Raw genomic sequence first — 23,339 nt, 5'->3', positions numbered from 1 at the left:
TAAATCATAAAAATCAGCAAATAGGTTGACATAAAGTTTTTTTGACAAGATATATGTTAACCGTACAATTGTATGAAATTGTTCTAATTTTTGCAAAAAAAGCATCTAAGAAGGCACAAAAGTAGTTAAATGATCCTGAAACTGACACCTGTGTCTATGTGGATAACTCCGTGGAAATTGGGGATATTTAAAAAAACGAGTTTCAGAAACCGCATAAAACCGCCATGTTGGTATACTTATGAAATACCGTTAAACGCGTAATGGATTTTGGAACAAGAACTGGTGCGGTCAATGGAATTATGTAAACCAAAAAGCGCATGACACATGTGTCATTTTTATGATAAAACGTGAATTCCTTTTTGGACGGATTTTTTGAGTGATCAATAAAACTTGACAAGTCTTATTCAAGTGATAATATAAAAATAATTTTATAAAGGTGTGAAGCTTATGCGACATACCATGGCGATAAGGAAGAGGAGTAAGGTTACAGACACTCAACAGAGAGCATTTGATAGGGTGGAAAAATGCGTGCTGTCGTATCCCGAAGGTAGCTTCTGTACATTGTACATAGAAATACATCCGTGTATTTCTGAACATGTACTATATACATCCTGTATACAGTACATAGAAATACATCCCTGTATTTCTGGACATGTACTATATACATCCTGTATACAGTACATAGAAATACGTCACTGTATTTCTAAATATGCACTATGTACTAGCCGGACTGCTCAGAAAGTATTTTATATACAAAGGTGGTCCCGGATGCACTCCGTTACAGGCTAAATGAGCATGGATCTTTTTTCACAGATCTATGGAATCAAGGTGGTACCGCGTTTATGACGCCCTTGGCCGACAATGTCCGGCCGAGGGCTTTTTTATTTCCATAAAGAAAGCCAGGCGGTGGACAAAACCTCACAATGTCATAAGAAAGGAAGAAACCATGAAAAAAGAACTGGCAAAGAATTATGATCCTCAGGGAATTGAGAATCGTCTTTACAGCAAATGGGAAGAAAAGAAGTATTTCCATGCGGAAGTTGATGAAACTAAAAAACCATTCACTATTGTTATCCCACCTCCAAATATCACAGGACAGCTCCACATGGGACATGCCCTTGATAATACAATGCAGGATATCCTTATCAGATATAAGAGAATGGAAGGATACAATGCACTCTGGCAGCCTGGAACAGACCATGCTTCCATCGCTACAGAGGTTAAGGTTATAAATGAGCTCAAGAAGCAGGGCATTACCAAGGCTGATCTTGGACGTGACGGCTTCCTTGAGAAGTGCTGGGACTGGAGAAAAGAGTACGGCGGACGTATCGTAAAACAGCTTAAAAAGCTCGGTTCTTCATGTGACTGGGACAGAGAGCGCTTTACAATGGATGAAGGCTGCAACAAGGCAGTTACGGAAGTATTTGTAAAGATGCATGAAAAAGGATACATCTACAAGGGTAAGAGAATGGTTAACTGGTGCCCTGTATGTAAGACTTCTATTTCTGATGCGGAAGTTGAATACAAGGAACAGGCAAGCCACTTCTGGCACATTAAGTATCCTCTTATAGAAGATGACGGAAGCGTTTCTACAACCAAGTTCCTTGAGTTCGCTACAACACGTCCTGAGACTATGCTTGGTGATACAGCTGTAGCTGTAAACCCTGAAGATCCAAGATACAAGGATTATATTGGCAAGAACGTAATGCTTCCTATTATCAACCGTCCTATTCCTGTTGTTGGCGATGAGCACGCTGACATGGAATTCGGTACAGGTGTAGTTAAGATCACTCCTGGTCATGACCCTAACGACTTTGAAGTTGGTAAGCGTCATAACCTTGAGGTTATCAACGTACTTAACGACGATGCTACTATCAATGAAAAGGGTGGCAAGTTCCAGGGTATGGATCGTTATGAGGCAAGAAAGCTCATCGTTGAAGAGCTTGACAGTATGGGACTTCTTGTTTCTATAGAAGATATGACTCACAACGTAGGAACTCACGACAGATGTGGTGAGACAGTTGAGCCTATGGTTAAAGACCAATGGTTCGTTAAGATGGACGAGCTCATTAAGCCTGCAGTTAAGGCTATTGAGGATGGCGAGATCCAGCTTATTCCTAAGTCAATGGAAAAGACATACTTCAACTGGACCAACAACATCAAAGACTGGTGTATTTCACGTCAGCTCTGGTGGGGACACAGAATCCCTGCATGGTACTGCGATGAGTGCGGCGAGATCGTTGTTGCCAAGGAAGCACCAACAGTATGTCCGAAGTGCGGATGCCAGCATCTTACACATGATCCTGACACACTTGATACATGGTTCTCATCAGCTCTTTGGCCATTTGAGACACTTGGCTGGCCAGAGATCACAGAGGATCTTAAGTACTTCTATCCTACAGATGTACTTGTAACAGGATATGACATCATCTTCTTCTGGGTTATCAGAATGATATTCTCAGGATTTGAGCAGATGGGTGAGAAGCCATTCAAGACAGTTCTTTTCCATGGTCTTGTAAGAGATTCACAGGGCCGTAAGATGAGTAAATCTCTTGGTAATGGTATCGATCCTCTTGAGATCATCGATCAGTACGGTGCTGATGCCCTTCGTCTTACACTTATTACAGGTAATGCACCTGGTAACGATATGCGTTTCTACATCGAGCGTGTGGAGAACAGCAGAAACTTCGCTAATAAGGTATGGAATGCTTCACGTTTCATCATGATGAACATGGGCGAAGATGAAGAGAGCGCTATCAATAAGCCTGCACCTGCTGGACTTGAGCCAGTTGATCACTGGATTCTTTCTAAGCTCAACAATACCATCAAAGAGATCACTGAGAACATGGACAAGTTCGAGATGGGTATTGCAGTTCAGAAGGTTTACGACTTCATCTGGGAAGAGTTCTGTGACTGGTACATCGAGATGGTTAAGCCAAGACTCTATAACTCAGACAATAAGGTATCAAGAGATGCTGCAATGTGGACACTTCAGACAGTTCTTATTGACAGCTTGAAACTCCTTCATCCTTTCATGCCATTCATTACAGAAGAGATCTTCTGCACTATGCAGGATGAGGAAGAGTCTATCATGATCTCTTCATGGCCTGTATACAAGGATGAGTGGAACTTTGCTGATGATGAAAAGAGCATTGAGACTATCAAAGAAGCTGTTCGTGGTATCCGTAACGTAAGAACTCAGATGAACGTTGCTCCTAGCCGTAAAGCTAAGGTATTCGTAGTATCTGATAATGACGAAATGCTTGATATTTTCAGAACAGGTAAGCTCTTCTTCGAGTCACTTGCATATGCTAACGAATCAGTATGTCAGAAGGATAAAGAAGGAATTGCTGATGATGCAGTTTCTGTAGTTCTTCCTGGATGCAATATCTACATTCCATTTGCAGAACTTGTAGATATCAAGGCTGAGATCGAGCGTCTTAACAAGGAAAAGGGCAAGCTTGAAGGCGAGCTTAAGAGATCAAAGGCTATGCTTTCTAACGAGAAGTTCCTTTCCAAGGCTCCTGAAGCTAAGATTAATGAGGAAAAAGAAAAACAGGCTAAATACCAGCAGCAGTATGATCAGATAGTTGAAAGACTTGAGCAGCTTAATAAATAAATAATATCCTGAATCTTCTATGAAGAAGTAAGGTACAATATATATCCGCAGGTACAACATATATACCTGCGGATATATTAGTATAACGATAGTAGGTTTTATCGCCATATACTTTATAAAAAAGAGATTGATCCTTGATATTAACGGTAGAGACAGATCATTATGACAGATAACAATTTAGATGAGAATATTATTTGTATAAAAAAATTACATAAAGAAAATAAGCTTAACCTTGACGTGTGCGATGAATTTCTCAATATGCTCCCATCGTTAACAACTAAGCACTCTGTTAGCGATAATGCCTCTTTCCTTGAAATTATGGGAAGACCTGACAGGAATATGAAGATAATTCATGTTGCAGGTACCAACGGTAAAGGCTCTGTTTGTAATTATCTTTCATCAATACTTGTTCAGACAGGCTTTCATGTCGGAATGTTCACATCTCCCCATCTTGTGAAGGTAACGGAAAGATTTAAGATTAATGGAAATGATATATCGGATGATGTTTTTATAGCATCATTTCTGAATATACTTGATGAGATTGAAAAATATCAAAAGACAGAAGAAGGCAGAGGTGATTTCTTTCCTTCATATTTCGAATATCTGTTCTTTATGGCTATGGATATATATAAAGATAGCGCTATAGACTATCTTGTACTTGAAACAGGGCTTGGAGGCCTTCTTGATGTTACTAACGTAATAGAAAAGCCTCTTGCGTGTGTGATCACGGAGATAGGCTTTGATCACATGCAGTATCTTGGCGATTCTTACGAGGAAATTGCAGCACATAAGGCCGGGATCATCAAAGAAAAAGTTCCTGTAATATTTTTTGACAAAAGAAAAGAGACCACAAAAGTGATCACAGATACTGCTCAAAAAAAGCAGGCAAAGATACGCTGTATAACTGAAGCAAACATCAGTAATGTGAAGCTTTTGGAAGATGACGGGGGCAATAAGTACGTTGATTTTTGCTTTGATTCTGAGTATTATAATTATGTTGGACTATGTCTGCGCACAGCTGCTACATATCAGACTCAGAACGCTGCGCTGGCCATAAGCTGCATCGAAGAGATCAGTGATCTTGGGGATATCCGGATATCTTTTGACAATATTAAAACAGGGTTAAATAAAGCCCTTTGGCCTTGCAGAATGGAAGAGATAAGACCGGGATTTATAGTCGATGGAGCACACAACACTGATGGAATGGAAGCTTTTTTGAAAAGCGCCGGAGAGATTGAAAATAAAGGTAATAAAATCCTTTTGTTTGGCGCTGTTTCTGATAAACAGTATTTTGAGATGGCTTCCATGATCGAAAACAGTAAGATATTTGATAAGATCGCAGTTGCATGCCTCAGGACGGGAAGGTCACTTGACATGGAAAGTCTTAAGGATGCATTTTCATCTTTTGACAATGTATCATTTTATGACAGCGTTGATGATGCGGTCGCTTATATTTATTCGATACGACAAAACAATGATTTGATCTTTGCGGCCGGTTCCTTATATCTAGCCGGCCAGCTCAAAGAAAAGAGTGAATAATAAACTATGATAAATTTCGAAGAAGAAATAAAAAAATTTCGCCCCAGTCTGGAAATCGTAGATGCTGAGGAACTGATCCATAATCAGGATCTTGATGATATGGCGGATATCCTTGTTAAACTTATGAAAGAAGCTGAAAATGCTCCTAAAAAATCAAAAGGTGGACGAGGCACGATATGATTTGCTACAGATGCGGAAGTACGCTGACTGAGAGCGAGTTCTGTCCGGAATGTGGTGAGAATGTAGCCTTGTACAAAAAGGTTATCAGCCTTTCCAATGTTTATTATAATGATGGCCTTCAAAAGGCTACCGTCAGGAACCTTTCCGGTGCGATCAATTCTCTTCAGCACAGTATAAAACTCAATAAGAACAACATAGAGGCAAGAAACCTTCTGGGACTTGTATATTATGAGATCGGTGAAGTGGTTCCGGCTCTGTGTGAATGGGTTATAAGTAAGAACCTTCAGACGACAGATAATAGTGCAGATGATTACATGGAGGAGCTTCGTAATAATCCGACTCACCTCGATGTTGTGAACCAGTCAGTCAGAAAATACAATGTGGCACTAAGATACTGCGAAGAAGGCAGTCTTGATCTTGCAGTAATACAGCTCAAAAAGATACTTCAGTCCAATCCTAATTTCCTTGCAGCTCATCAGCTTCTTGGACTTTTGTATCTGAATAATGGCTCATATTCTAAAGCGAAAAAAGAGCTTACAAGAGCTCTTCGCATAGATAACGGAAGTACAAAGACACGTTTTTATCTTCAGGAAGCAGAAAAGATGCTTTCTCCTGATGATGACGATGATAAGACTGTAAAAGAAAGAACTGAAGCCGGCGATGTTATTGAGTACAGAAGCGGTAATGATACTATTATCCAGCCTGTACACAGCATGCAGCCTAAGGGTACAGTCTCATTGATCAGCGTACTTATAGGACTTGCCCTTGGTCTTCTGGCCGGAGTATTCCTTATCCTTCCTGCCAAGATACAGGAGATCAATGATGAAGCAAGTGCCAGGATCGCAGCTATCAGTGAGGAAGGCGATCTGAAATCATCACAGCTGCAGGAAAATCAGGGCACAGTTGATGACCTTAACAAGCAGATAGAAGATCTTCAGGCTACCATAGATTCATATTCAGAAAAAGACGTCACAGTTGAAGCAATGAATGAACTTATGGCGGCAGTTGATATATACGTAAAGACGCCAAATGATATAAAAAGTATAGCTGAGCATATGGATCTTGTAGACATGGATAAGCTGGGAAGCACAGCTTCTGAAGACTTCAAGACTTTATATGCTTCCATGATAGAGCTTGTAGGTCCTTCGCTTGGAGATTATTACTATAAGCTTGGATATAAAGCATATACTTCACAGGAGTATGATACAGCTATTGAGTGTCTTTCAAAATCCTTTGGTTATGATAATACCAATGAACCGGCTCTGTACTTCCTTGGCAATGCATATTATGAAAACGGAGATTACGATAAAGCCAAAAAGGCTTACAATGATGTAAAATCCTTATTCCCTGATACCAAGTATGCAAGTAATGCAGAGACCAAGATCGCAGAGATCAATAATCTGGATGAATAGAGAAGTGTTATGGAACGAGTAATGGAATTCAAGATGGAGCGCCCGGGTCTTTTAAAAGAAGGGGACAATATTACAGTAACAGAGGGCGTTCTTCCAAGTAATTATTATTATACGATAGACCCTGCTCTTGCCATGAGTGGCAACTATCCTTTTAATCAGAGGATGCTTGCAAGAGAAGGAAAAGTTACCAAGGTAGAAGAGAATTCAAGAGGCTTCTACGTTACAGCAGTATTTGAAGAACAGGATAATAAATCCGTTTTTTAAAGCAATATTAATAGTATCATTAAGGAGGAAGTTATTATGAAAAAAGTATCTACAGACAAAGCTCCGGCTGCTATCGGACCATATTCACAGGGTATTATCGCCGGTGATTTCCTTTATGCTTCAGGTCAGATCCCGATCAATCCTGCAACAGGTGAGATCGAAGGCGAAGATATCAAAGCTCAGACAGATCTCGTATGCCGTAACATCGGTGAGATCTTAAAGGCTGCAGGAACTGATTATGAACATGTAGTTAAGACAAGCTGTTTCCTTTCTGATATGGGAGACTTTGCTGATTTTAACGGCGTATATGAGAAGTATTTTACTGGAAAACCTGCAAGAAGCTGCGTTGCTGTTAAACAGCTTCCTAAGAATGTACTTTGTGAAGTTGAGATCATTGCGTACCTTAAATAACCTTTTTGGTGATTGTCAATAATACTCGGGGGAAATGCTCAGGATGAGGGGACAAAAGAAAATTCTGCTTGTTATAGGCCTGGTAGCGATGATGGGACTTAGTGGATGTTCATCATCGGAAACAGATAATCTTCTTGAATCCGGAATAAAATATATTCAGGATCATGATTATGCGAGCGCCAAAGATACGCTTGAAAAAGCTCTGGAAAAAGGTGCTGATGAACATGACTGCTACAGAGCACTTGGAATATGCAGTTTAGAGCTTGGCGACTATGATAAGGCAATTGAATATTTTAAGACGTCTCTTTCTTCAGGTAATGGCATTATTCATGATGTTGATTTTGATACCAACTTCTATCTTGCCAAGGCCTATTATCTGAACGGTGATTATGCAGATGCTGTAAATGTATATAATGCTATTCTTAATCTTCGTAGTAATGATAAGAATGCTATATATATGCGCGGAGTCTGCTACCTTGAGCAGGGCAATCATGATAAGGCAATGGAAGACTTCAGCCAGGTCATGAAGCTTGATTCCAAGGGCTATGACAGGATAATCGAGATATACCAGCTTCTTGCTGCAAAGGGATATGGAGAAGAGGGCCTTGAGATCCTTGAAGGTGTATGGGATCCAAGCCATATGACCAATTATGAACTTGGCCAGATTTCTTTTTATCTTGGTAATAATGCGCAGGCTCAGAACTACCTTGAGCTTGCACGTAATGAAAAGAGCGAAGCTGATAAATCACCGATCATCCTTCTTCTGGGACAGACAGGTGAAAAACAGGGCGATTTCAACTACGCTATAAGCGTATACAGATCATATCTTGAAGAAACAGGTGAGCATGCTGAGATCTATAACAGACTGGGCCTTTGCGAAATGCAGATGGCCGAAGCATACAATGATGTCAGCTACTACAATATGGCCATTAGTGATTTTGAAGCAGGTCTTGCCCTTGATGATCCTAATGAGAATAAGGCACTTCTTCGAAATGAGATCACAGCATATGAGTATACGGGTGATTTTGAATCTGCAAATACTCTTATGAACAAGTATCTTTCTCTTTATCCTGATGATGAAGAGGCTAAGAGAGAAGCGATATTTATATCTACAAGGATCGGATGATCTGATAAGTAAAAAAGCCAATGCTTTCAATATAAGAAGCATTGGCTTTGATTTTTTCTTAGTTGTTGAAATGATTTAGACTGGTTCGAATGATCTACCTTTTAGTGCTGGAACTCATCCGGTATTCCATCATGATTAAGATCGACACCGTGCATGTCATCAAAGTGATGAGGACCATCATGATAACTAAGATTCTGAGTTGTAACAGTTCTGCGGCGAAGTCTGCAGGCTTCTGACTGTGAAAGAAGGAAATCTTTGATCTGGCTTCCGTGTTTGATGTTCTTAAGTACGATCTGATCTCCTGAAGCATCTGATGCAACAAAGCAGGTGATGGTTGAAAGTCCAAATATTCTCTGTAAGAGAGTACGCTTAATGCTTACATCAGCAATCTTGTACAGATAGCAGTCATCTTCGTTGAGATTAAGAAGACCCTTGATCACAACAAGGTCATTTTCGTAGATCTGATAATGAGTGAAAGGCCACGGAATACCAAAAAAACGCAGACGTGTTGTCTCCTTGAATACAAGATTTCCTTTCGATGTAAGAGATGAGCTTGATTCAATAATTGGCTCTGGCATAGTATTCCTCCTATGTTTTTTGAATGTATTTAACTTATAATAAGCGAAAAAATTGCAAAAGTAAAGCGAACACAAATTGGGTTACTTGTGGGAACGGTGACGGAATGTTGTAACATAAATAGGGCAAAATGTAGAAATTAAACGAAATTATCCAAAATAATGGCATTTTTTTATGTAATGGCATAAAATATAAATGCGATACTATATTTAATAGCGTGTTCCAAAAATATCTAGTTTTTGTACGGCTGGGGAGTAAATATAACGCCGTATAGGGAGGAAATATGGCCAGGACCGGACTTAATGACACAATAAGCAGGATATTTGATACCTTTGTTGTTGTATCTAAGAGCCGATATGCTGTTGTGTATGATATCTTCAACCACTATGCAAGGTGGTCTACCAACGCTGTAGAATTCTTTGGACTCTCAGGAGAATATATAGAGAATGCTGATGATGACTGGCATAAGCGCATTCATCCGGATGACCGTAAGAACTATGAACAGCGTATCACAGCAATGATAGCAGGTATTAATCAGGAAGCCCCCATGGAATATCGTGCCATGGACAAGAATGGTGAATACGTTGCCTGCTCCAGTAAAGGAACAATAATCAAGGATTATTCAGGAAGACCTGCCTATCTTGCATTCTTCATCACCAATCACGGAATAGTTTCAAACAGAGATCCGATCACTGATACAGACAATCAGTATCAGCTCTTTAATGAGCTTCGTCAAAGACGTGATCGTAAACAGAAATCTGTTGTTCTCATAATCGATACCATAAGATTTGATGATATTAACCGTACATACGGTTATTCTTTTGGTAATCAGCTGTTAAGAGCACAGGCAGAACTGTTTTCCAATCTTGTAAAAAATGATGGAAAGATATACAGAGGAGATGGAACCAGCCTTGTTGCAGTAACAGGTTCTCTTTCTCTTGATGAAGTAAGACGGCTGTATTCAAGAATGCGTGAGCAGCTTAAGACGGCTTTCTATGTTGCAGGTACAAGAGTTCCTGTAAGCATCGCAGGTGGTATTGTAGTTGTTGAGAACTTTGCTCTTGATGAGCATACCATATATACAAGTGCTAAATATGCTCTTGATGTATCCAAGGATATCAATCATGGCGGACTTGTTGTATACCATAACGAACATCAGGAACAGAACGCAAGACGTATCGAGCTTCTTGATGCGATCCGTGCAGATATCATGAACAGATGCGAAGGCTTCTATCTCGTTTATCAGCCTATCGTATCTTCAAAAGATAATCACATGATAGGTGCAGAGGTTCTTATACGTTGGAAGAGTGAGAAGTATGGCGAAGTAATGCCTGATACCTTCATTCCTCTTTTGGAAAATGATAGCGTATTCTTCGAACTTGGTAACTGGATCCTTGAACAGGCATTTAATGAAACAAGAGGAATCGTAGCAGTATTCCCTGATTTCATGCTCAACATAAACCTTACATTCATGCAGCTTGAAAGAAGTGAGTTCAGAACATCTCTCATGGAACTCTTAAGACGTACAAGATTCCCTGTAAAGAATCTTACGCTTGAACTTACAAAACGCTGTCGTGACATGAGTAGAGAGCACCTTAAGAGTCAGGTAGACTTTATGAAGTCACTCGGAAGCCAGATAGCTCTTGATGTAGAAGATTTCAGTTCACTTGATCTTCTTAGACTCCTTCCAATCGACCTTATCAAGGTTGACAGAAGATTTTTAAGAGACATAGACAAGAATCTTGTTAACCAGTACATAGTAGAAGCAATGTCAGGCTTCGCCCACAACATGAACGTACATGTTGCCCTTACAGGTATCGAGAACGCAGAGATGCTAGGTTTCGTAAGAGACAAGTTCCCCGCAGATTCCTTCCAGGGATATTACTACTCAAAGCCTGTTAAGATCGAGGACCTCAAGAAGCTTCCGTTATATCATGCAAATTGATAAAAAAATTAGAACTTCCTTATTCATAAAATATGGGTAAGGAAGTTTTATTATTTATATAAAATCAATAACTTGAATATACAGGATAAGGGCAGTTAATAAAAGATTTTGGGGGCTTTGAAAATTATATTAAATTCAAGAGCTTAATAGATGGAGTTTTATATTCCTGCTTAGGGTTTGACTGTTTGAGCGTAGCGAGTTTCAAACCCTAGGAATATAAATCTCCATCTATTATGCCTTGAATTTTATATAATTTTCATGCCCCCAAAATCTTTTATTAACTGCCCTTATCCTGTATGGGCGATATATCAGCCCTGTCCGTTCCAGCAGTATGTGCAGAGCTTGCATGGCTCGATTCCAAGTCCTTCGATCATATCATCAAGTCTGTGATAGTGAAGTGTTGTGAAGTTGAGCTGCTTTCTGATCTCTTCAAGCATTGCTGCATACTGTTCTGAATCAGGATCAGTATATTTATCAAGAGCTTCTCTTGAAGGATTAGCGCATCCTTCGAGCTGCTCGATAACTCGTCTTGTGATGAGCTCTCTGTCAGAATTGGATCTTGAGAAACTGATGTAAGGACATCCGAATACAAGCGGAGGACATGCAGGACGGATATGTACCTCTTTTGCCCCCTTGTCGTACAGGTATTCTGTAGTCTCGCGAAGCTGAGTTCCTCTTACGATAGAGTCATCGATAAGGAGAAGCTTCTTATCTTTAATAAGATCCTGGATCGGAATAAGCTTCATCTTGGCGATGAGATTACGCCTTGACTGGATAGTAGGCATAAAGGATCTCGGCCATGTAGGTGTATATTTTACAAAAGGACGTCCGTAAGGAACACCGGATCTGTTAGAGTAGCCAATAGCATGAGCTACACCTGAATCCGGAACACCTGCGATGAGATCAGGATGAACGTTTTCACGCTTCATATCTCTTTCTGCAAGCTTGAAACCACAGTTATATCTTGCCTGCTCAACATTAAGACCTTCATAAGATGCTGCAGGGAAACCGTAGTAGATCCAAAGGAATGTACAGATCTTCATTTCTTTTTGAGGTGCTACAAGAGTTTCTACACCATCAGCTGTCATGAAGACAACTTCGCCTGGTCCGAGTTCTTTATATGGCTCATATCCAAGGTTAAGATATGAAAAGCTTTCAAAGCATGCGCAGTAAGCGTCTTCTTTGTGACCGATCTGTACGGGAGTACGGCCGAACTTATCGCGGGCTGCGTAGATTCCGTCTTTGGTCATAAGAAGGAGAGTGATAGAACCCTTGATCATATCCTGAGCATAACGGATACCGTCTACGATCGTATCCTGCTGGTTGATAAGAGAAGCTACAAGCTCTGTAGGATTTACATCTCCGCCGCTCATTTCAAGGAAGTGGGAGCGGTTATTTTCAAATAACTTGTCTGTAAGCTCGTCTACGTTATTGATTCTGCCAACTGTTGTGATTGCATATGTTCCGTGATGGGAACGAACGATAAGAGGCTGAGGTTCGAAGTCTGAAATACAGCCTATTCCAAGATTTCCTTTCATATTAAGGATATCTTTGTCAAATTTCGGACGGAAATTTGAAGATTCGATGTTGTGAATTGCGCGGTCAAAACCCTTTTCACTGTCATATACAGCAAGGCCTGCGCGTCTTGTTCCCAGATGGGAATGATAATCTGTTCCGTAGAAAAGATCAAAAACTGCATCGCTGTGTGATGCTAATCCGAAAAAACCACCCATGTATGCCTCTTTCCTTAATAAAAATAGGGATTTACTGCCCGTTTGTTTTTATAGTTTGAACATTCAGTCAAACTTTTTGCCATGACAATAATAACATGAAAAAAGTCATACGTATCTACAAAATTAATATTTTGTATAGTTGCATAAAAACAGGCTATTATTACGTGAATTTATGGAAAAATTTCTAAAGAAAAGCGAGTTTAAATGTTGGCGTAACAGTTGATGGAAAATAAAATAAAAATATGAAATCTGAAATGTTATAAATTAATGTCAATAAACCGAAAAAAGAAGAGGATCATCTTACGATTGTTCAGAGAGGGAATGCATAATGGATAACAGTTATATCAGGTTTGAAAATGTTGTGAAGCAGTACAACATGGGTGAAGTTCCTATTAAAGCCGTAGATGGAGCTGATTTTACTATAGATAAAGGTAAATTCACTATCATAGTTGGTCCTTCCGGTGCAGGTAAGACAACTGTACTTAACATGCTTGGAGGCATGGATGTATGTACGTCAGGGACGATCGTGGTTGATGACGTACTTGTAAGCGACTTTAACAGGAAGCAGCTTACCATGTACCGCCGGTATGATATTGGCTTTGTATTTCAGTTCTATAACCTTATCCAGAACCTTACAGCTAAGGAAAATGTAGAGCTTGCTGCCCAGATCTGTAAAGATCCTATGGACGCACTGGATGCTCTTGATATAGTGGGTCTTTCTCACAGGGTTAATAACTTCCCGGCACAGCTTTCAGGAGGTGAGCAGCAAAGAGTGGCTATAGCCCGTGCAATTGCCAAGAACCCCAAGATTCTCCTTTGCGATGAACCAACAGGTGCACTTGACTATGTTACCGGTAAGCAGATCCTTAAGATACTTCAGGATATGGCAAGGAAAAAGGGGATCACGGTAGTTGTTATAACCCATAACTCAGCTATATGTCCCATGGCTGATAGAGTTATTCATATCAGAAACGGTAAGGCAGACAGAATTGATGAAAATCCAAATCCTACTGATATCGAGGATATTGAATGGTAATTATAACTGATGCATTTAGAGAGGTTCAAAAGTCACGGAAAAGATTCATATCGCTCCTTCTCCTTGTAATGATCGCTGTAGCTTTTTTTACAGGACTTCGTACAACATCACCTGATATGAAGCATACGGCTTCAAAGTATTATGAAGAGAAAAAACTTATGGATATCCGTCTTATATCGACACTTGGCTTTATGGAAGATGATCTTGAAAAGGTCGCTTCCTATGACGGCGTGCTTTATGCTGAAGGGTCAAGGCAGACAGATCTGCAGATTGATAATCTTGTAGTATCTGTTTTTTCCATGCCTGAAAATATCAATCTCTTATATCTGAAAGAGGGCAGACTTGCTACTAAGAACGGCGAATGCGTTATCGATTCACTTCTTGTAGATAAGCTTGGTTTAAAGGTTGGCGATGTCATTACTTTGTATGATCCGGATAATGAAGAAGATTCGGATGATGATAAAGATCAGGATGAGGTAAAAAACTCGAATATTGAAAATGCTGAGAATGACACTGCTGAAACGGACGAAGACGAGATAGTAGAAGATATAGATATTGATATAGCATCAACAAAACTCAATGACTATACCTATACAATAGTCGGAATAGCTGACAGCCCTCTTTATGTATCAGTTGACAGGGGAACGTCAAGCATAGGTACAGGCACGATCTCAGCGTTTGTATATGTTCCTGAGAGCGAATTTGACTGGGATTACTATACAGCGATTTATATTCTTCTTGATAAAACCCGGAATATGCAGGCTTACACTTCTGAATATGAAGATTATACCAAGAACTATGCCAAAGGCATGGAGGATTTTGCAGACAGCCTTGTAAGGTCAAGATATGACTATCTGCATGATACAGCGCAAGGCGAGCTCGACGATGCTATCTCTAAGCTTGATGATGCCAAAAAAGAGATCGAAGATGCGAAAGAAGAGCTCGAAAGCGGTCAGGAAGAGCTGGATAAAGCAAAAGAAGAACTTGAAAATGCAAAGGCAGCTATGGAAATGGCGCAGGCCGGCGCATATGATGCTCAAAACGGAGCTTATGACGGCATGGCAGGAGCTTCCGGCGAACAGATAGATCTTGATGAAATGCAAAAAGAGATAGATGATAATCAGGCTGACATCGACGAAGGCTGGAAAGATATAGAAGAAGCCCAGAGTAAGATAGACGAAGCACAGTTGAAAATCGATGATGCCCAGCGTGAGATTGACGACATGGATAAGGGTAAGTCATATGTCCTTTCAAGAAGCGCTAATACAGGATATATGAGCTATAAGCAGGATGCAGAGAAGATGGGAGACCTTGCCAATGTATTCCCTGTTATCTTCTATCTGGTAGCTGCCCTTTCGTGCCTTACTTCCATGACCAGAATGGTAGAAGACCACAGGGGCGAAATTGGAGCGCTAAAGGCACTTGGCTATGGCTATAGCATGATATCTATCAAATATATAGGCTATGCATTTCTTGCAAGCTTCACCGGCGGAATCATTGGACTTCTTTGGGGAAATACTGTTCTTCCGATTCTATGCTTTGAAGCTTGGAAGGGACAGTATACCCTTCCGGATTTTCAGATCATATTACAGCCTGAGGTATATCTTTTCTCAGTAGGAGTAGCAGTTGTAGCGGTTACAGGTACCGCCTACCTTTCAAGCAGGGTTGAGCTCCAGGCACGTCCTGCAACTCTTATGAGGCCGCGAGCTCCAAAGGCCGGTAAGAGAGTATTTTTGGAAAAAATAGGCTTTATATGGAACAGGCTCAAGTTCACATCCAAAGTATCCTGCAGGAATCTTTTCAGATATAAACAAAGATTCTGGATGACAGTTATCGGTATAGCAGGCTGTACATCTCTTTTGGTAGTTGGATTTGGCCTTTATGATTCAATATATACTGTCATAGACAAGCAGTATGTGGATGTAACGCACTATGATGCTTATCTTGATGTAAATACGGATGCGGAATATGACCATATAAAAGATATTGATGAGGTGATAGGAAAATCTTCGATAGTAGCTGACCATATGGCTATATTTACAGATACGCCTTCATCTGCCTTTGGAGAAGAAAATCCTATTGGAACATATATTGTTGCAGTTAAGGATTATGACGCTTTTTCCAGATTTGTTTCTATCGCTCATAGAACAGATTCTGACAAGGTGACAATACCTGAAGGCACGGTAGATAAGGCTAATGGTCACATTAAAGGTCTTTTTACAGAAAAGATGGCAGATATTAATGATCTAAAAAAGGGTGACGTTGTAGAAATCACAATGTCTGATGATACGGTGGTCAGTATTGAAGTTGCAGATATAGTTGAAAATTACGTATATAACTACATCTATCTTGATTTTGATGATCTTGACGCTATAACAGAAGATGACCTTAAGGATAACAGGTTTGTTATCGAATATACGGAGAATGCTACAGATGAGCAGATCGATGATCTGTCTTCAAGCCTTGTAGCTATGGAAGGGGCATCTTCTTATACCAGGATCAATTCTGTCGTGGACAGGTTCAGGGATTCACTTAGCGCTGTTAACGTTGCAGTAGGAATCATCATAGTTGCGGCAGCAGCTCTTGCTTTTATAGTCCTTTATAACCTGACCAATATCAATATATCTGAAAGAGTCAGAGAGCTGGCAACCCTTAAAGTCCTTGGATTTACTGACAAGGAGACTACCAGTTATATTTACAGGGAAAATACTGTTATGACCCTTGCAGGTATTTTGTTTGGACTTGCTTTGGGAAAATGGCTTATCGTATGGCTTATGAGTACTGTTGAAAATACTTATATGATGTTCGGAAGAAGTGTGTCTCTTAGCAGTTATCTTTTGTCAGCGGGGCTTACTGTAGGATTTTCACTCTTTGTAAATATCATTGCACATTTTTCTATACAAAAGATTGATATGGTTGAGAGCCTTAAGTCGGTAGAATAAATAATTGATCAGTGGATCAGTTAAGAAATAAAAAAGTGTCAAAAGATTAGGATCAGATTTCTGGTAGAGTTAATGCTTGGATGAGTCGTATGATCCTGTCTTTTGACACTTTTTATTAGTGATCGTATATGATGTTTATACTATGAGTATATTTATGTGTGGCAAAAATATTGAGCTTAAGCTTCAAGATCCTTGCCGGTAAGGAGTTTGTAAGCTTCTTTGTACTTCTCGATTGTCTTGTCGATTACATCCTGAGGAAGGTTGTAGTCGCTGTCTGGGTTAGCCTTGAGCCAGTCACGTACGAACTGCTTATCGAATGATGGCTGTGAGTGGCCTGCTTCGTAACCTTCAAGAGGCCAGAAACGGCTTGAATCAGGTGTGAGCATTTCGTCTGCAAGAACAACATTGCCATTTTCATCAAGACCGAACTCAAACTTTGTATCAGCGATGATGATGCCTCTTGTAAGAGCATAATCAGCACACTTCTTGTAAAGAGCGATTGTGTAATCACGGATCTTCTCAGCGTAGTCTCTGCCATGTCCAGGGAAGTCTCTTTCAAGAACTTCTACGCTTCTTTCAAAATCTATATTTTCGTCATGATCTCCGATCTCTGCTTTAGTTGAAGGAGTATAGATGGGTTCAGGAAGCTTGTCACATTCCTTAAGACCTTCAGGAAGTTTGATTCCGCAAACTGTGCCGTCTTTCTTGTAGCTTTCCCAGCCGCTGCCTGTGATATAACCACGAACGATACATTCAACAGGGATCATAGTAAGCTTCTTGCAGAGCATGCTGTTACCTGTGAACTGAGGCTGGTTGAAAAATTCAGGCATATCCTTAACATCTGTGCTAACCATGTGATTGGCAACTATATCAGATGTATACTCGAACCAGAACTTGGACATCTGAGTCAGAACTGCACCCTTTTTAACAACCTTGTTTTTGAGAATTACGTCGAAAGCTGAGATACGGTCTGTAGCAACCATGATAAGATTGTCCCCTGTATCGTAGATCTCACGAACTTTGCCTTCCTTAATAGGTGTAAACTCCTTCATTTCATGACCTCTCTTAATCTGCTTTATTTATTGGCATAAATTGCCTGTTTATGTTTCGGTACAAGTATAGTACACCCGCTTTTCAAAAGTAAACATTCTAGATGTAAAAAATAATTTGAACATTCAATCAAAAAATTGTGCATCTTTATCTAAATTCCATTATAAAAAAAATATGTTTCGAAAACGGTTTCGCCAAAAAAGCACATATCATTAACCTTGTGTTCATAATTACGTCATAAACCTAATGTAATATTAGATTATCGGAAGACGATAAATGATCCGAAGCAACCAATAACTTAACTTTTTCATAATGGGCTGTCTGACTCCCCATCAGATGGCCCTCCTCCCTAAAATGATCCGGTGAATCCTCACCGGTTTTTTTATTCCTTTTAAACTTATTAGATGCATGATAAAATAATAATACACACACTTTATAACGTATAAAAATATAGGAGGCGGGTATGGCAGATAATCGTGATGTACTTATAAATGAGCTTTATAAGAAGACATTCGGTAAGGAATACAGCAAGTATGGCGATATCATGGAACGTTATGATAAAGCTACCGGTACTCTGTACTGTCATACCGATAATAACGAAGTCAGATACACAAGTGACCAGATCCAGGGCGCTGAGAAGTATCTGCGTGAAGTTGTAGAAAAAGAGCAGAATACCGGAAGAGAAGCTTATTATAAAATAGCTATGTGTGCTATCAAGTTATTGCAGGAGGAACAGCAGGGATAAGGGAGAAAGGAGCTATCCGTGGAAGTTATCGCAAGCTGCAGCGATCTACTGGATGATACATGTGAATATCAGCTTATACTGCGATATCAGGACCGCTATTATATCAGATTTGAGCTAGATAGCGGCTTTATTGCAGAGCTTCCTGTGTCCGAAATTCCTACGGGCAAAGATGTTGTAAAACTGATCAAGGATAAACCTGATGAAATGATCAGGATAGTAAATGCCTTTCGTAAAAAGGGAGATTGGACAGAGACTTCGTATATACAGTCAACTATTGTTGACTGCCTTCTTTATAGCGGCGATATGCCGATCAAGCAGGCTTCAAAGATATGGTCTAAGCTTAGCCGCTACGATGATCTTGTACAGGAAATGTACAACATGATAGTAGAAGGAACTCCCGGTTTCAGAAGCGTCAAGGCAGCAGGATTTACCGCTGCAAAACTTATGGAGATGACGCAGATGACTATTATTGGTGCATACCTTTTTATGGTAGCTTTAAGAGAAGAGCCACAAAAAGCACTTCCTCAGCTTAAAGATATGATAATAGATAAAGAAACTGCCAATTACGGCGAAGCATAAAGTGATTTAAAAAATAAGGATCTGCCTTTTAGTTAGACTAAATAGCAGATCCTTTTATATTAGACAAATATGATGCGATAGGAATATTATACGTAAGCCATTACAAAACCTCGGTAGGTTCAGCTGTAAAATCAGCAAATCCCTTTTCGTAAAGGCCGTTTACAAAATCAATGGCACGCTGACCTGATTCTTCGATCGGAACAGACTGGCTATAGATATACTCAAGCTTGTCACCTGAAGGTGCAAGGGTGAAGTTAACCTGAGTACCAATGATCTTGCCATCGCCGATATCCATAGGAACAACTTCTGCTGCTACTACTTCTCTAACAACTCCTGGTGCGAAAAGAACTCTCATAAAAACCTCCTTGAGTTAACAATTGGTATATTATGACACAGGGTCAAAAGTTACTTGGATACAATAAAGTATGGCCATTATGCAGTGATCGATCAAGAAATCAGACCATCATAACCTATATCGGTGCAAAACGAAAGTTTGTTAACCTTTGACAAGTTAGAGTTTGCTAACTATAATGAAGGAGTTAGTTCTTGCTAACACCAAGGGGGGACGGTGAGAAAAGGGCTTTAAATAAAGAGTCTTTTCTCATGTCTATTTGTTTATAAAAACAGATCAGAAATGGAGAAAAGTTATGAAAGATTTTCTAGAGATCAAAGATCTTAAAAAGAGTTTTGGGACAGGAGAAGCACGGCAGGAAGTACTTAGAGGCATGAACTTTACTGTCGGGAAAGGTGAGTTCTGCGTACTTCTTGGGCCATCCGGTTCCGGTAAATCAACTCTTCTAAATATCATAGGTGGCATTGATACACCTGATGAAGGCTTTGTAAGCATAGGCGGTGACAAGTTAGAAGACATGAATGAAAACCAGCTTACAATGTACAGGCGCAAGCACCTTGGATATGTATTCCAAATGTATAATCTTATCCCCAATCTTAATGTCAAAGAGAATATCGAAGTAGGTGCTTACCTTTCAGATGATCCCTTAGACGTCGAAGAAGTAATTACAACTCTTGGTCTTCAGGACCACAAATACAAATATCCCAATCAGTTATCAGGCGGTCAGCAGCAGAGAGTCTCAATAGGAAGAGCAGTAGTCAAGAATCCCGATATCCTCATGTGCGACGAGCCTACAGGAGCTCTTGATTATAAGACGTCCAAAGAGATCCTGGCTCTTATCGAAGACTGCAACAAGAAGTATGGAAGTACCATCATAATGGTCACTCACAACGAAGCGATCAAGTACATGGCTGATCATGTCATAAAGCTTCGTGACGGCGTTGTGCGCCATAATGACATGAACGAAAAGAAAATCCCTGCATCAGAACTTGATTGGTAAAAGGGGAGGATGGTGACTATGAGAAATCCACTTATAAAAAGAATCCCCAAAGAATTAAAAAATGAATGGCACAAATACCTTGTAATTATAGTCTTCATGGTAGTTATGATCGGTGTTATATCTGGAATGTACGTAGGTCATGACAGCATGCTCGCATCTGTTGATAAGGGTAGAGAAGATCTGGTCCTTGAAGACGGCTCTTTTGAACTTGAGAAAAAAGCTAAAGAAGAGCTCCTTGAAGCCATAAGTACAGGCGATAAAGCAGATGTCCTTCAGTATTTTATAGATAAAGGTATGGAAGAAGCTGACAAGGAAGTTGCAAAAGCAATTGAAGAAGAACTGGATGAGCAGGTAACTGCTGCGATTGAAGAAAACGTCCGTGTCCAGTGCCAGGCATATGGAATAACTGATGAAGAGATCATAAAGCAGCAGATAGACGCTGCAATGGAAAGCTCTTTTGACGAAGCTAAAAAAGAAGCTAAAGAGTCTGATGAGTATAAAGAAGCGGTAGATGAAGCTTATAAAGAAGCCCACGATGAAGTTACTAAAAAGGTAGACGAAGAGTGGGATGAGATTGCTGACAGATACAATCTAAACGATGAAGGCTTTGCTGCAGTCCCTGTCACGATCTATGAAAACTTCTACAGAGAAGCAGACGAAGACAAAGATAATGATGGCGTGGGAGATGCCAATGTCAGGATATTTAAAAGCGATGCTCAGATAGACAAAGCTTCTTTTAACGAAGGAAGAGCTCCGGAGAAAGATGATGAGATTGCGATAGACAGAATGCATGCAAGTAACGTTGGCATAAACATGGGAGATACCATAACTGTCGGAGGCAAGGAGTTTACAGTTGTAGGTCTTCTGTCGTATGTGGATTATCTGACACTTCATGAATCTAACACAGATCTTATGTTTGATGCTTTTGGCTTTGACGTTGCCATGGTGACTCCTGAGGGATTTAACAGATTAAATACAAGAATTCATTATAACTATGCATACCTTTATGATACTAAGCCGCAAGATAAGATAGAGCAGGCTGATCATGCTGAGAATTTTCTGAAGGCTCTTATTACGCAGACGCTTGTACATGATAATGAGATTGAAGATTACCTTCCTGAGTATCTGAGGCAGGCTAGCAATTTCGCTCCTTCCGATATTGAAGGCGACTCATCAGCTACAAGTATCCTGTGTTATATTCTGATCGGCGTAATCGCATTTATATTTGCTATCACTATAAGTAATACCATAGACAAGGAAGCATCAGTAATAGGAACGCTTCGTGCATCAGGCTACAGTAAGAGAGAGCTTATAGTTCACTATATGTCCATGCCTCTTATTGTCACGATCATCGGAGCTGTAATTGGTAATGTTCTAGGTTATACCTTGTTTAAAGATGTAGCTGTAAACCTGTACTATGAAAGTTACAGTCTTCCTACCTGTCATCTTGTATGGAGTAATACCGCACTTGTTAAGACAACTATTATTCCACTGGTACTTATGTTTTTCATTAATTTATTTGTAATAGTAAATAAGCTCCAGCTAAGTCCTTTAAGGTTCCTTCGTCATGATCTTGTCAGGAGTAGAAGGACTAAGGCAAGACGACTTCCAAAGTGGTCATTTATGAGGAGGTTCAGGCTAAGGATTCTTTTCCAAAATATGCCTAACTACCTGGTGCTGATCTTTGGAGTTATATTCATTGAGCTTATGATGTGCTTTGCATTCGGACTTCCGGATTCGCTTAATCACTATGCAGACAAGGCTACAGATATGATGTTTACTGATTATCAGTACATACTCATGGACTACGAGGATGAAGATGGTGACATCATTACGACTTCCGAAGAGTCTGCAGAGAAGTTTAGTATGACAAGTCTTTTATATGAAAAGAAAAAGAGCTCATTCAGGACCGGTATGGGAAGCGGCGGCGATGAAAGCGTATCTGTATACGGAATCGCTGATGAAAGCGCATATGTAAGTCTTGATAATAAGACAGCTCCAGGACAAGCCTATATATCAAGTGCTTTTGCATCAAAGTTTGGTATATCTAAAGGAGATACGATATCTGTTCATGAAGAGTATGAGAATAAATCATACAACTTTAAGATCGTTGGAGAAGTTCAGTATGACGGCGGAATAGCGCTGTTTATGAGTGGTGATAGCTTTAATAGCGTTTTTGACAGGAAGGATGAAGAGTTCTCAGGCTTTTTTACCAGAAATGAGATCAAGGATATCGAAGAAGAGAACATAGCAACTGTGATCACCAAGGATGACATATTGAAGGTCACTGTTCAGCTCAAGCATTCACTTGGCGGAATAATAGATATATTTAAGTATGCGCTGATAGTCCTTGCAGCAGCTCTTATATATCTTCTTGCCAAGATAATCATTGAAAGAAATGAAGGTGCAATCTCCATGACCAAGATCCTTGGCTTTAGCAATAAGGAGATCGCATCACTTTATATGTTGCCAACGGCCATTGTAGTTGTGTTGTGTTCTATAGTGGGATTTGGCATCGGCTATTATCTTATGACATGGGTGTTCCACGTATTCATGCTCCAGATGGACGGATACTTTGCATTCTATTTGCTTCCTGTGTCCATGATATTGTCGATCGTATATCTGCTTATAGGATATGCGCTTGTATCGGTTGTTGATTACATCAGGATTAAGAGAATTCCGATGGATGTGGCACTCAAGAACGTTGAGTGAGATGGCTCAAACTTCGCACTTGTAAAATGCTTAAGGCTTCGCGTATTCCTGAGGGTGGCCGTTAATAAATGATTTTCTTGTCATGAAAGTATTAAAAATTCAAGGCATGATATCTGGA

Annotated in this window: 18 protein-coding genes; 14 read left to right on the top strand and 4 right to left on the bottom strand. The window is 40.0% G+C overall.

Annotation, left to right across the window (positions count from 1 at the left end; all coding sequences use genetic code 11):
- Window positions 1–946 precede the first annotated feature (946 nt).
- The 7 genes from WAA20_RS15420 to WAA20_RS15390 all read left to right on the top strand — a co-directional run bounded on the left by WAA20_RS15420 (window position 947) and on the right by WAA20_RS15390 (window position 8,551).
- Complete coding sequence (locus WAA20_RS15420; RefSeq protein WP_073388506.1) at window positions 947–3,619, top strand: valine--tRNA ligase; 2,673 nt, start codon at window positions 947–949, stop codon at window positions 3,617–3,619.
- Between the two features lie 162 nt (window positions 3,620–3,781).
- Entirely contained in the window at window positions 3,782–5,158 is a 1,377-nt protein-coding gene (locus WAA20_RS15415) for a folylpolyglutamate synthase/dihydrofolate synthase family protein (protein ID WP_081373873.1), read from the top strand.
- Window positions 5,159–5,164: 6 nt separating this feature from the next.
- A complete protein-coding gene (locus WAA20_RS15410; RefSeq protein ID WP_167562732.1) occupies window positions 5,165–5,338 on the top strand; it encodes a hypothetical protein in 174 nt (57 codons plus the stop codon).
- The gene (locus WAA20_RS15405) at window positions 5,335–6,750 is read left to right on the top strand and encodes a tetratricopeptide repeat protein (protein ID WP_073388505.1); all 1,416 of its coding nucleotides are present in this window, start codon (window positions 5,335–5,337) and stop codon (window positions 6,748–6,750) included. Before WAA20_RS15410 ends, WAA20_RS15405 begins: the two co-directional genes overlap by 4 nt.
- A gap of 9 nt (window positions 6,751–6,759) precedes the next feature.
- Entirely contained in the window at window positions 6,760–7,014 is a 255-nt protein-coding gene (locus WAA20_RS15400; RefSeq protein ID WP_207649294.1) for a hypothetical protein, read from the top strand.
- A gap of 36 nt (window positions 7,015–7,050) precedes the next feature.
- Window positions 7,051–7,425, top strand: a complete 375-nt coding sequence (locus WAA20_RS15395; protein ID WP_073388503.1) for a RidA family protein — start codon at window positions 7,051–7,053, stop codon at window positions 7,423–7,425.
- A gap of 43 nt (window positions 7,426–7,468) precedes the next feature.
- Window positions 7,469–8,551, top strand: a complete 1,083-nt coding sequence (locus WAA20_RS15390; RefSeq protein ID WP_073388501.1) for a tetratricopeptide repeat protein — start codon at window positions 7,469–7,471, stop codon at window positions 8,549–8,551.
- A gap of 101 nt (window positions 8,552–8,652) precedes the next feature.
- Here WAA20_RS15390 and WAA20_RS15385 read toward each other — a convergent pair whose 3' ends face one another.
- A complete protein-coding gene (locus WAA20_RS15385) occupies window positions 8,653–9,129 on the bottom strand; it encodes a PH domain-containing protein (RefSeq protein ID WP_073388500.1) in 477 nt (158 codons plus the stop codon).
- Window positions 9,130–9,410: 281 nt separating this feature from the next.
- Here WAA20_RS15385 and WAA20_RS15380 point away from each other — a divergent pair, with 281 nt between their 5' ends.
- Complete coding sequence (locus WAA20_RS15380; RefSeq protein WP_073388498.1) at window positions 9,411–11,072, top strand: EAL domain-containing protein; 1,662 nt, start codon at window positions 9,411–9,413, stop codon at window positions 11,070–11,072.
- Between the two features lie 308 nt (window positions 11,073–11,380).
- On the opposite strand, the gene WAA20_RS15375 is transcribed toward WAA20_RS15380, so the two are convergent.
- Window positions 11,381–12,805 (bottom strand): amidophosphoribosyltransferase, encoded by a 1,425-nt coding sequence (locus WAA20_RS15375; RefSeq protein WP_073388497.1) that lies wholly within the window; start codon window positions 12,803–12,805, stop codon window positions 11,381–11,383.
- Between the two features lie 328 nt (window positions 12,806–13,133).
- Here WAA20_RS15375 and WAA20_RS15370 point away from each other — a divergent pair, with 328 nt between their 5' ends.
- A complete protein-coding gene (locus WAA20_RS15370; RefSeq protein ID WP_073388495.1) occupies window positions 13,134–13,841 on the top strand; it encodes an ABC transporter ATP-binding protein in 708 nt (235 codons plus the stop codon).
- On the top strand, window positions 13,835–16,783 hold the full coding sequence (locus WAA20_RS15365; RefSeq protein WP_073388494.1) for an ABC transporter permease: 2,949 nt from the start codon (window positions 13,835–13,837) through the stop codon (window positions 16,781–16,783). Before WAA20_RS15370 ends, WAA20_RS15365 begins: the two co-directional genes overlap by 7 nt.
- Before the next feature lie 176 nt (window positions 16,784–16,959).
- Here the strand turns inward: WAA20_RS15365 and WAA20_RS15360 are convergent, their stop codons facing one another.
- On the bottom strand, window positions 16,960–17,835 hold the full coding sequence (locus WAA20_RS15360; protein WP_073388493.1) for a phosphoribosylaminoimidazolesuccinocarboxamide synthase: 876 nt from the start codon (window positions 17,833–17,835) through the stop codon (window positions 16,960–16,962).
- A gap of 461 nt (window positions 17,836–18,296) precedes the next feature.
- On the opposite strand from WAA20_RS15360, the gene WAA20_RS15355 reads away from it, so the two are divergent.
- Window positions 18,297–18,578, top strand: coding sequence for a hypothetical protein (locus WAA20_RS15355; protein WP_073388491.1), 282 nt, complete (start codon window positions 18,297–18,299; stop codon window positions 18,576–18,578).
- Window positions 18,579–18,596: 18 nt separating this feature from the next.
- Window positions 18,597–19,157: a hypothetical protein gene (locus tag WAA20_RS15350; RefSeq protein ID WP_073388490.1), complete on the top strand. Its 561-nt coding sequence runs from the start codon at window positions 18,597–18,599 to the stop codon at window positions 19,155–19,157.
- 100 nt (window positions 19,158–19,257) lie between these two features.
- Here the strand turns inward: WAA20_RS15350 and WAA20_RS15345 are convergent, their stop codons facing one another.
- Window positions 19,258–19,512: a hypothetical protein gene (locus tag WAA20_RS15345; RefSeq protein ID WP_073388489.1), complete on the bottom strand. Its 255-nt coding sequence runs from the start codon at window positions 19,510–19,512 to the stop codon at window positions 19,258–19,260.
- A 292-nt stretch (window positions 19,513–19,804) separates the two neighbouring features.
- Between WAA20_RS15345 and WAA20_RS15340 the strand changes: the two genes are divergently transcribed.
- Complete coding sequence (locus tag WAA20_RS15340; RefSeq protein WP_073388487.1) at window positions 19,805–20,509, top strand: ABC transporter ATP-binding protein; 705 nt, start codon at window positions 19,805–19,807, stop codon at window positions 20,507–20,509.
- Window positions 20,510–20,527: 18 nt separating this feature from the next.
- Window positions 20,528–23,221 carry an ABC transporter permease gene (locus WAA20_RS15335; protein ID WP_242951188.1) on the top strand — a complete coding sequence of 898 codons (2,694 nt, stop codon included), beginning with the start codon at window positions 20,528–20,530 and terminating at the stop codon, window positions 23,219–23,221.
- The last annotated feature ends 118 nt before the right edge of the window (window positions 23,222–23,339 follow it).

The sequence above is a fragment of the Butyrivibrio fibrisolvens genome, assembly GCF_037113525.1.
In the GTDB taxonomy this organism is placed as follows: Bacteria; Bacillota; Clostridia; order Lachnospirales; family Lachnospiraceae; genus Butyrivibrio; species Butyrivibrio fibrisolvens.
The sequence above is the reverse complement of the archived record's forward strand: the minus strand, read 5'-3'. Positions and strand labels throughout refer to the sequence as shown.

Bases quoted from the DNA above. Each gene is read 5' to 3' on its own strand.
- WAA20_RS15420 (WP_073388506.1), top strand. From the start codon at position 947: ATGAAAAAAGAACTGGCAAAGAATTATGATCCTCAGGGAATTGAGAAT.
- WAA20_RS15415 (WP_081373873.1), top strand. From the start codon at position 3,782: ATGACAGATAACAATTTAGATGAGAATATTATTTGTATAAAAAAATTA.
- WAA20_RS15410 (WP_167562732.1), top strand. From the start codon at position 5,165: ATGATAAATTTCGAAGAAGAAATAAAAAAATTTCGCCCCAGTCTGGAA.
- WAA20_RS15405 (WP_073388505.1), top strand. From the start codon at position 5,335: ATGATTTGCTACAGATGCGGAAGTACGCTGACTGAGAGCGAGTTCTGT.
- WAA20_RS15400 (WP_207649294.1), top strand. From the start codon at position 6,760: ATGGAACGAGTAATGGAATTCAAGATGGAGCGCCCGGGTCTTTTAAAA.
- WAA20_RS15395 (WP_073388503.1), top strand. From the start codon at position 7,051: ATGAAAAAAGTATCTACAGACAAAGCTCCGGCTGCTATCGGACCATAT.
- WAA20_RS15390 (WP_073388501.1), top strand. From the start codon at position 7,469: ATGAGGGGACAAAAGAAAATTCTGCTTGTTATAGGCCTGGTAGCGATG.
- WAA20_RS15385 (WP_073388500.1), bottom strand. From the start codon at position 9,129: ATGCCAGAGCCAATTATTGAATCAAGCTCATCTCTTACATCGAAAGGA.
- WAA20_RS15380 (WP_073388498.1), top strand. From the start codon at position 9,411: ATGGCCAGGACCGGACTTAATGACACAATAAGCAGGATATTTGATACC.
- WAA20_RS15375 (WP_073388497.1), bottom strand. From the start codon at position 12,805: ATGGGTGGTTTTTTCGGATTAGCATCACACAGCGATGCAGTTTTTGAT.
- WAA20_RS15370 (WP_073388495.1), top strand. From the start codon at position 13,134: ATGGATAACAGTTATATCAGGTTTGAAAATGTTGTGAAGCAGTACAAC.
- WAA20_RS15365 (WP_073388494.1), top strand. From the start codon at position 13,835: ATGGTAATTATAACTGATGCATTTAGAGAGGTTCAAAAGTCACGGAAA.
- WAA20_RS15360 (WP_073388493.1), bottom strand. From the start codon at position 17,835: ATGAAGGAGTTTACACCTATTAAGGAAGGCAAAGTTCGTGAGATCTAC.
- WAA20_RS15355 (WP_073388491.1), top strand. From the start codon at position 18,297: ATGGCAGATAATCGTGATGTACTTATAAATGAGCTTTATAAGAAGACA.
- WAA20_RS15345 (WP_073388489.1), bottom strand. From the start codon at position 19,512: ATGAGAGTTCTTTTCGCACCAGGAGTTGTTAGAGAAGTAGTAGCAGCA.
- WAA20_RS15340 (WP_073388487.1), top strand. From the start codon at position 19,805: ATGAAAGATTTTCTAGAGATCAAAGATCTTAAAAAGAGTTTTGGGACA.
- WAA20_RS15335 (WP_242951188.1), top strand. From the start codon at position 20,528: ATGAGAAATCCACTTATAAAAAGAATCCCCAAAGAATTAAAAAATGAA.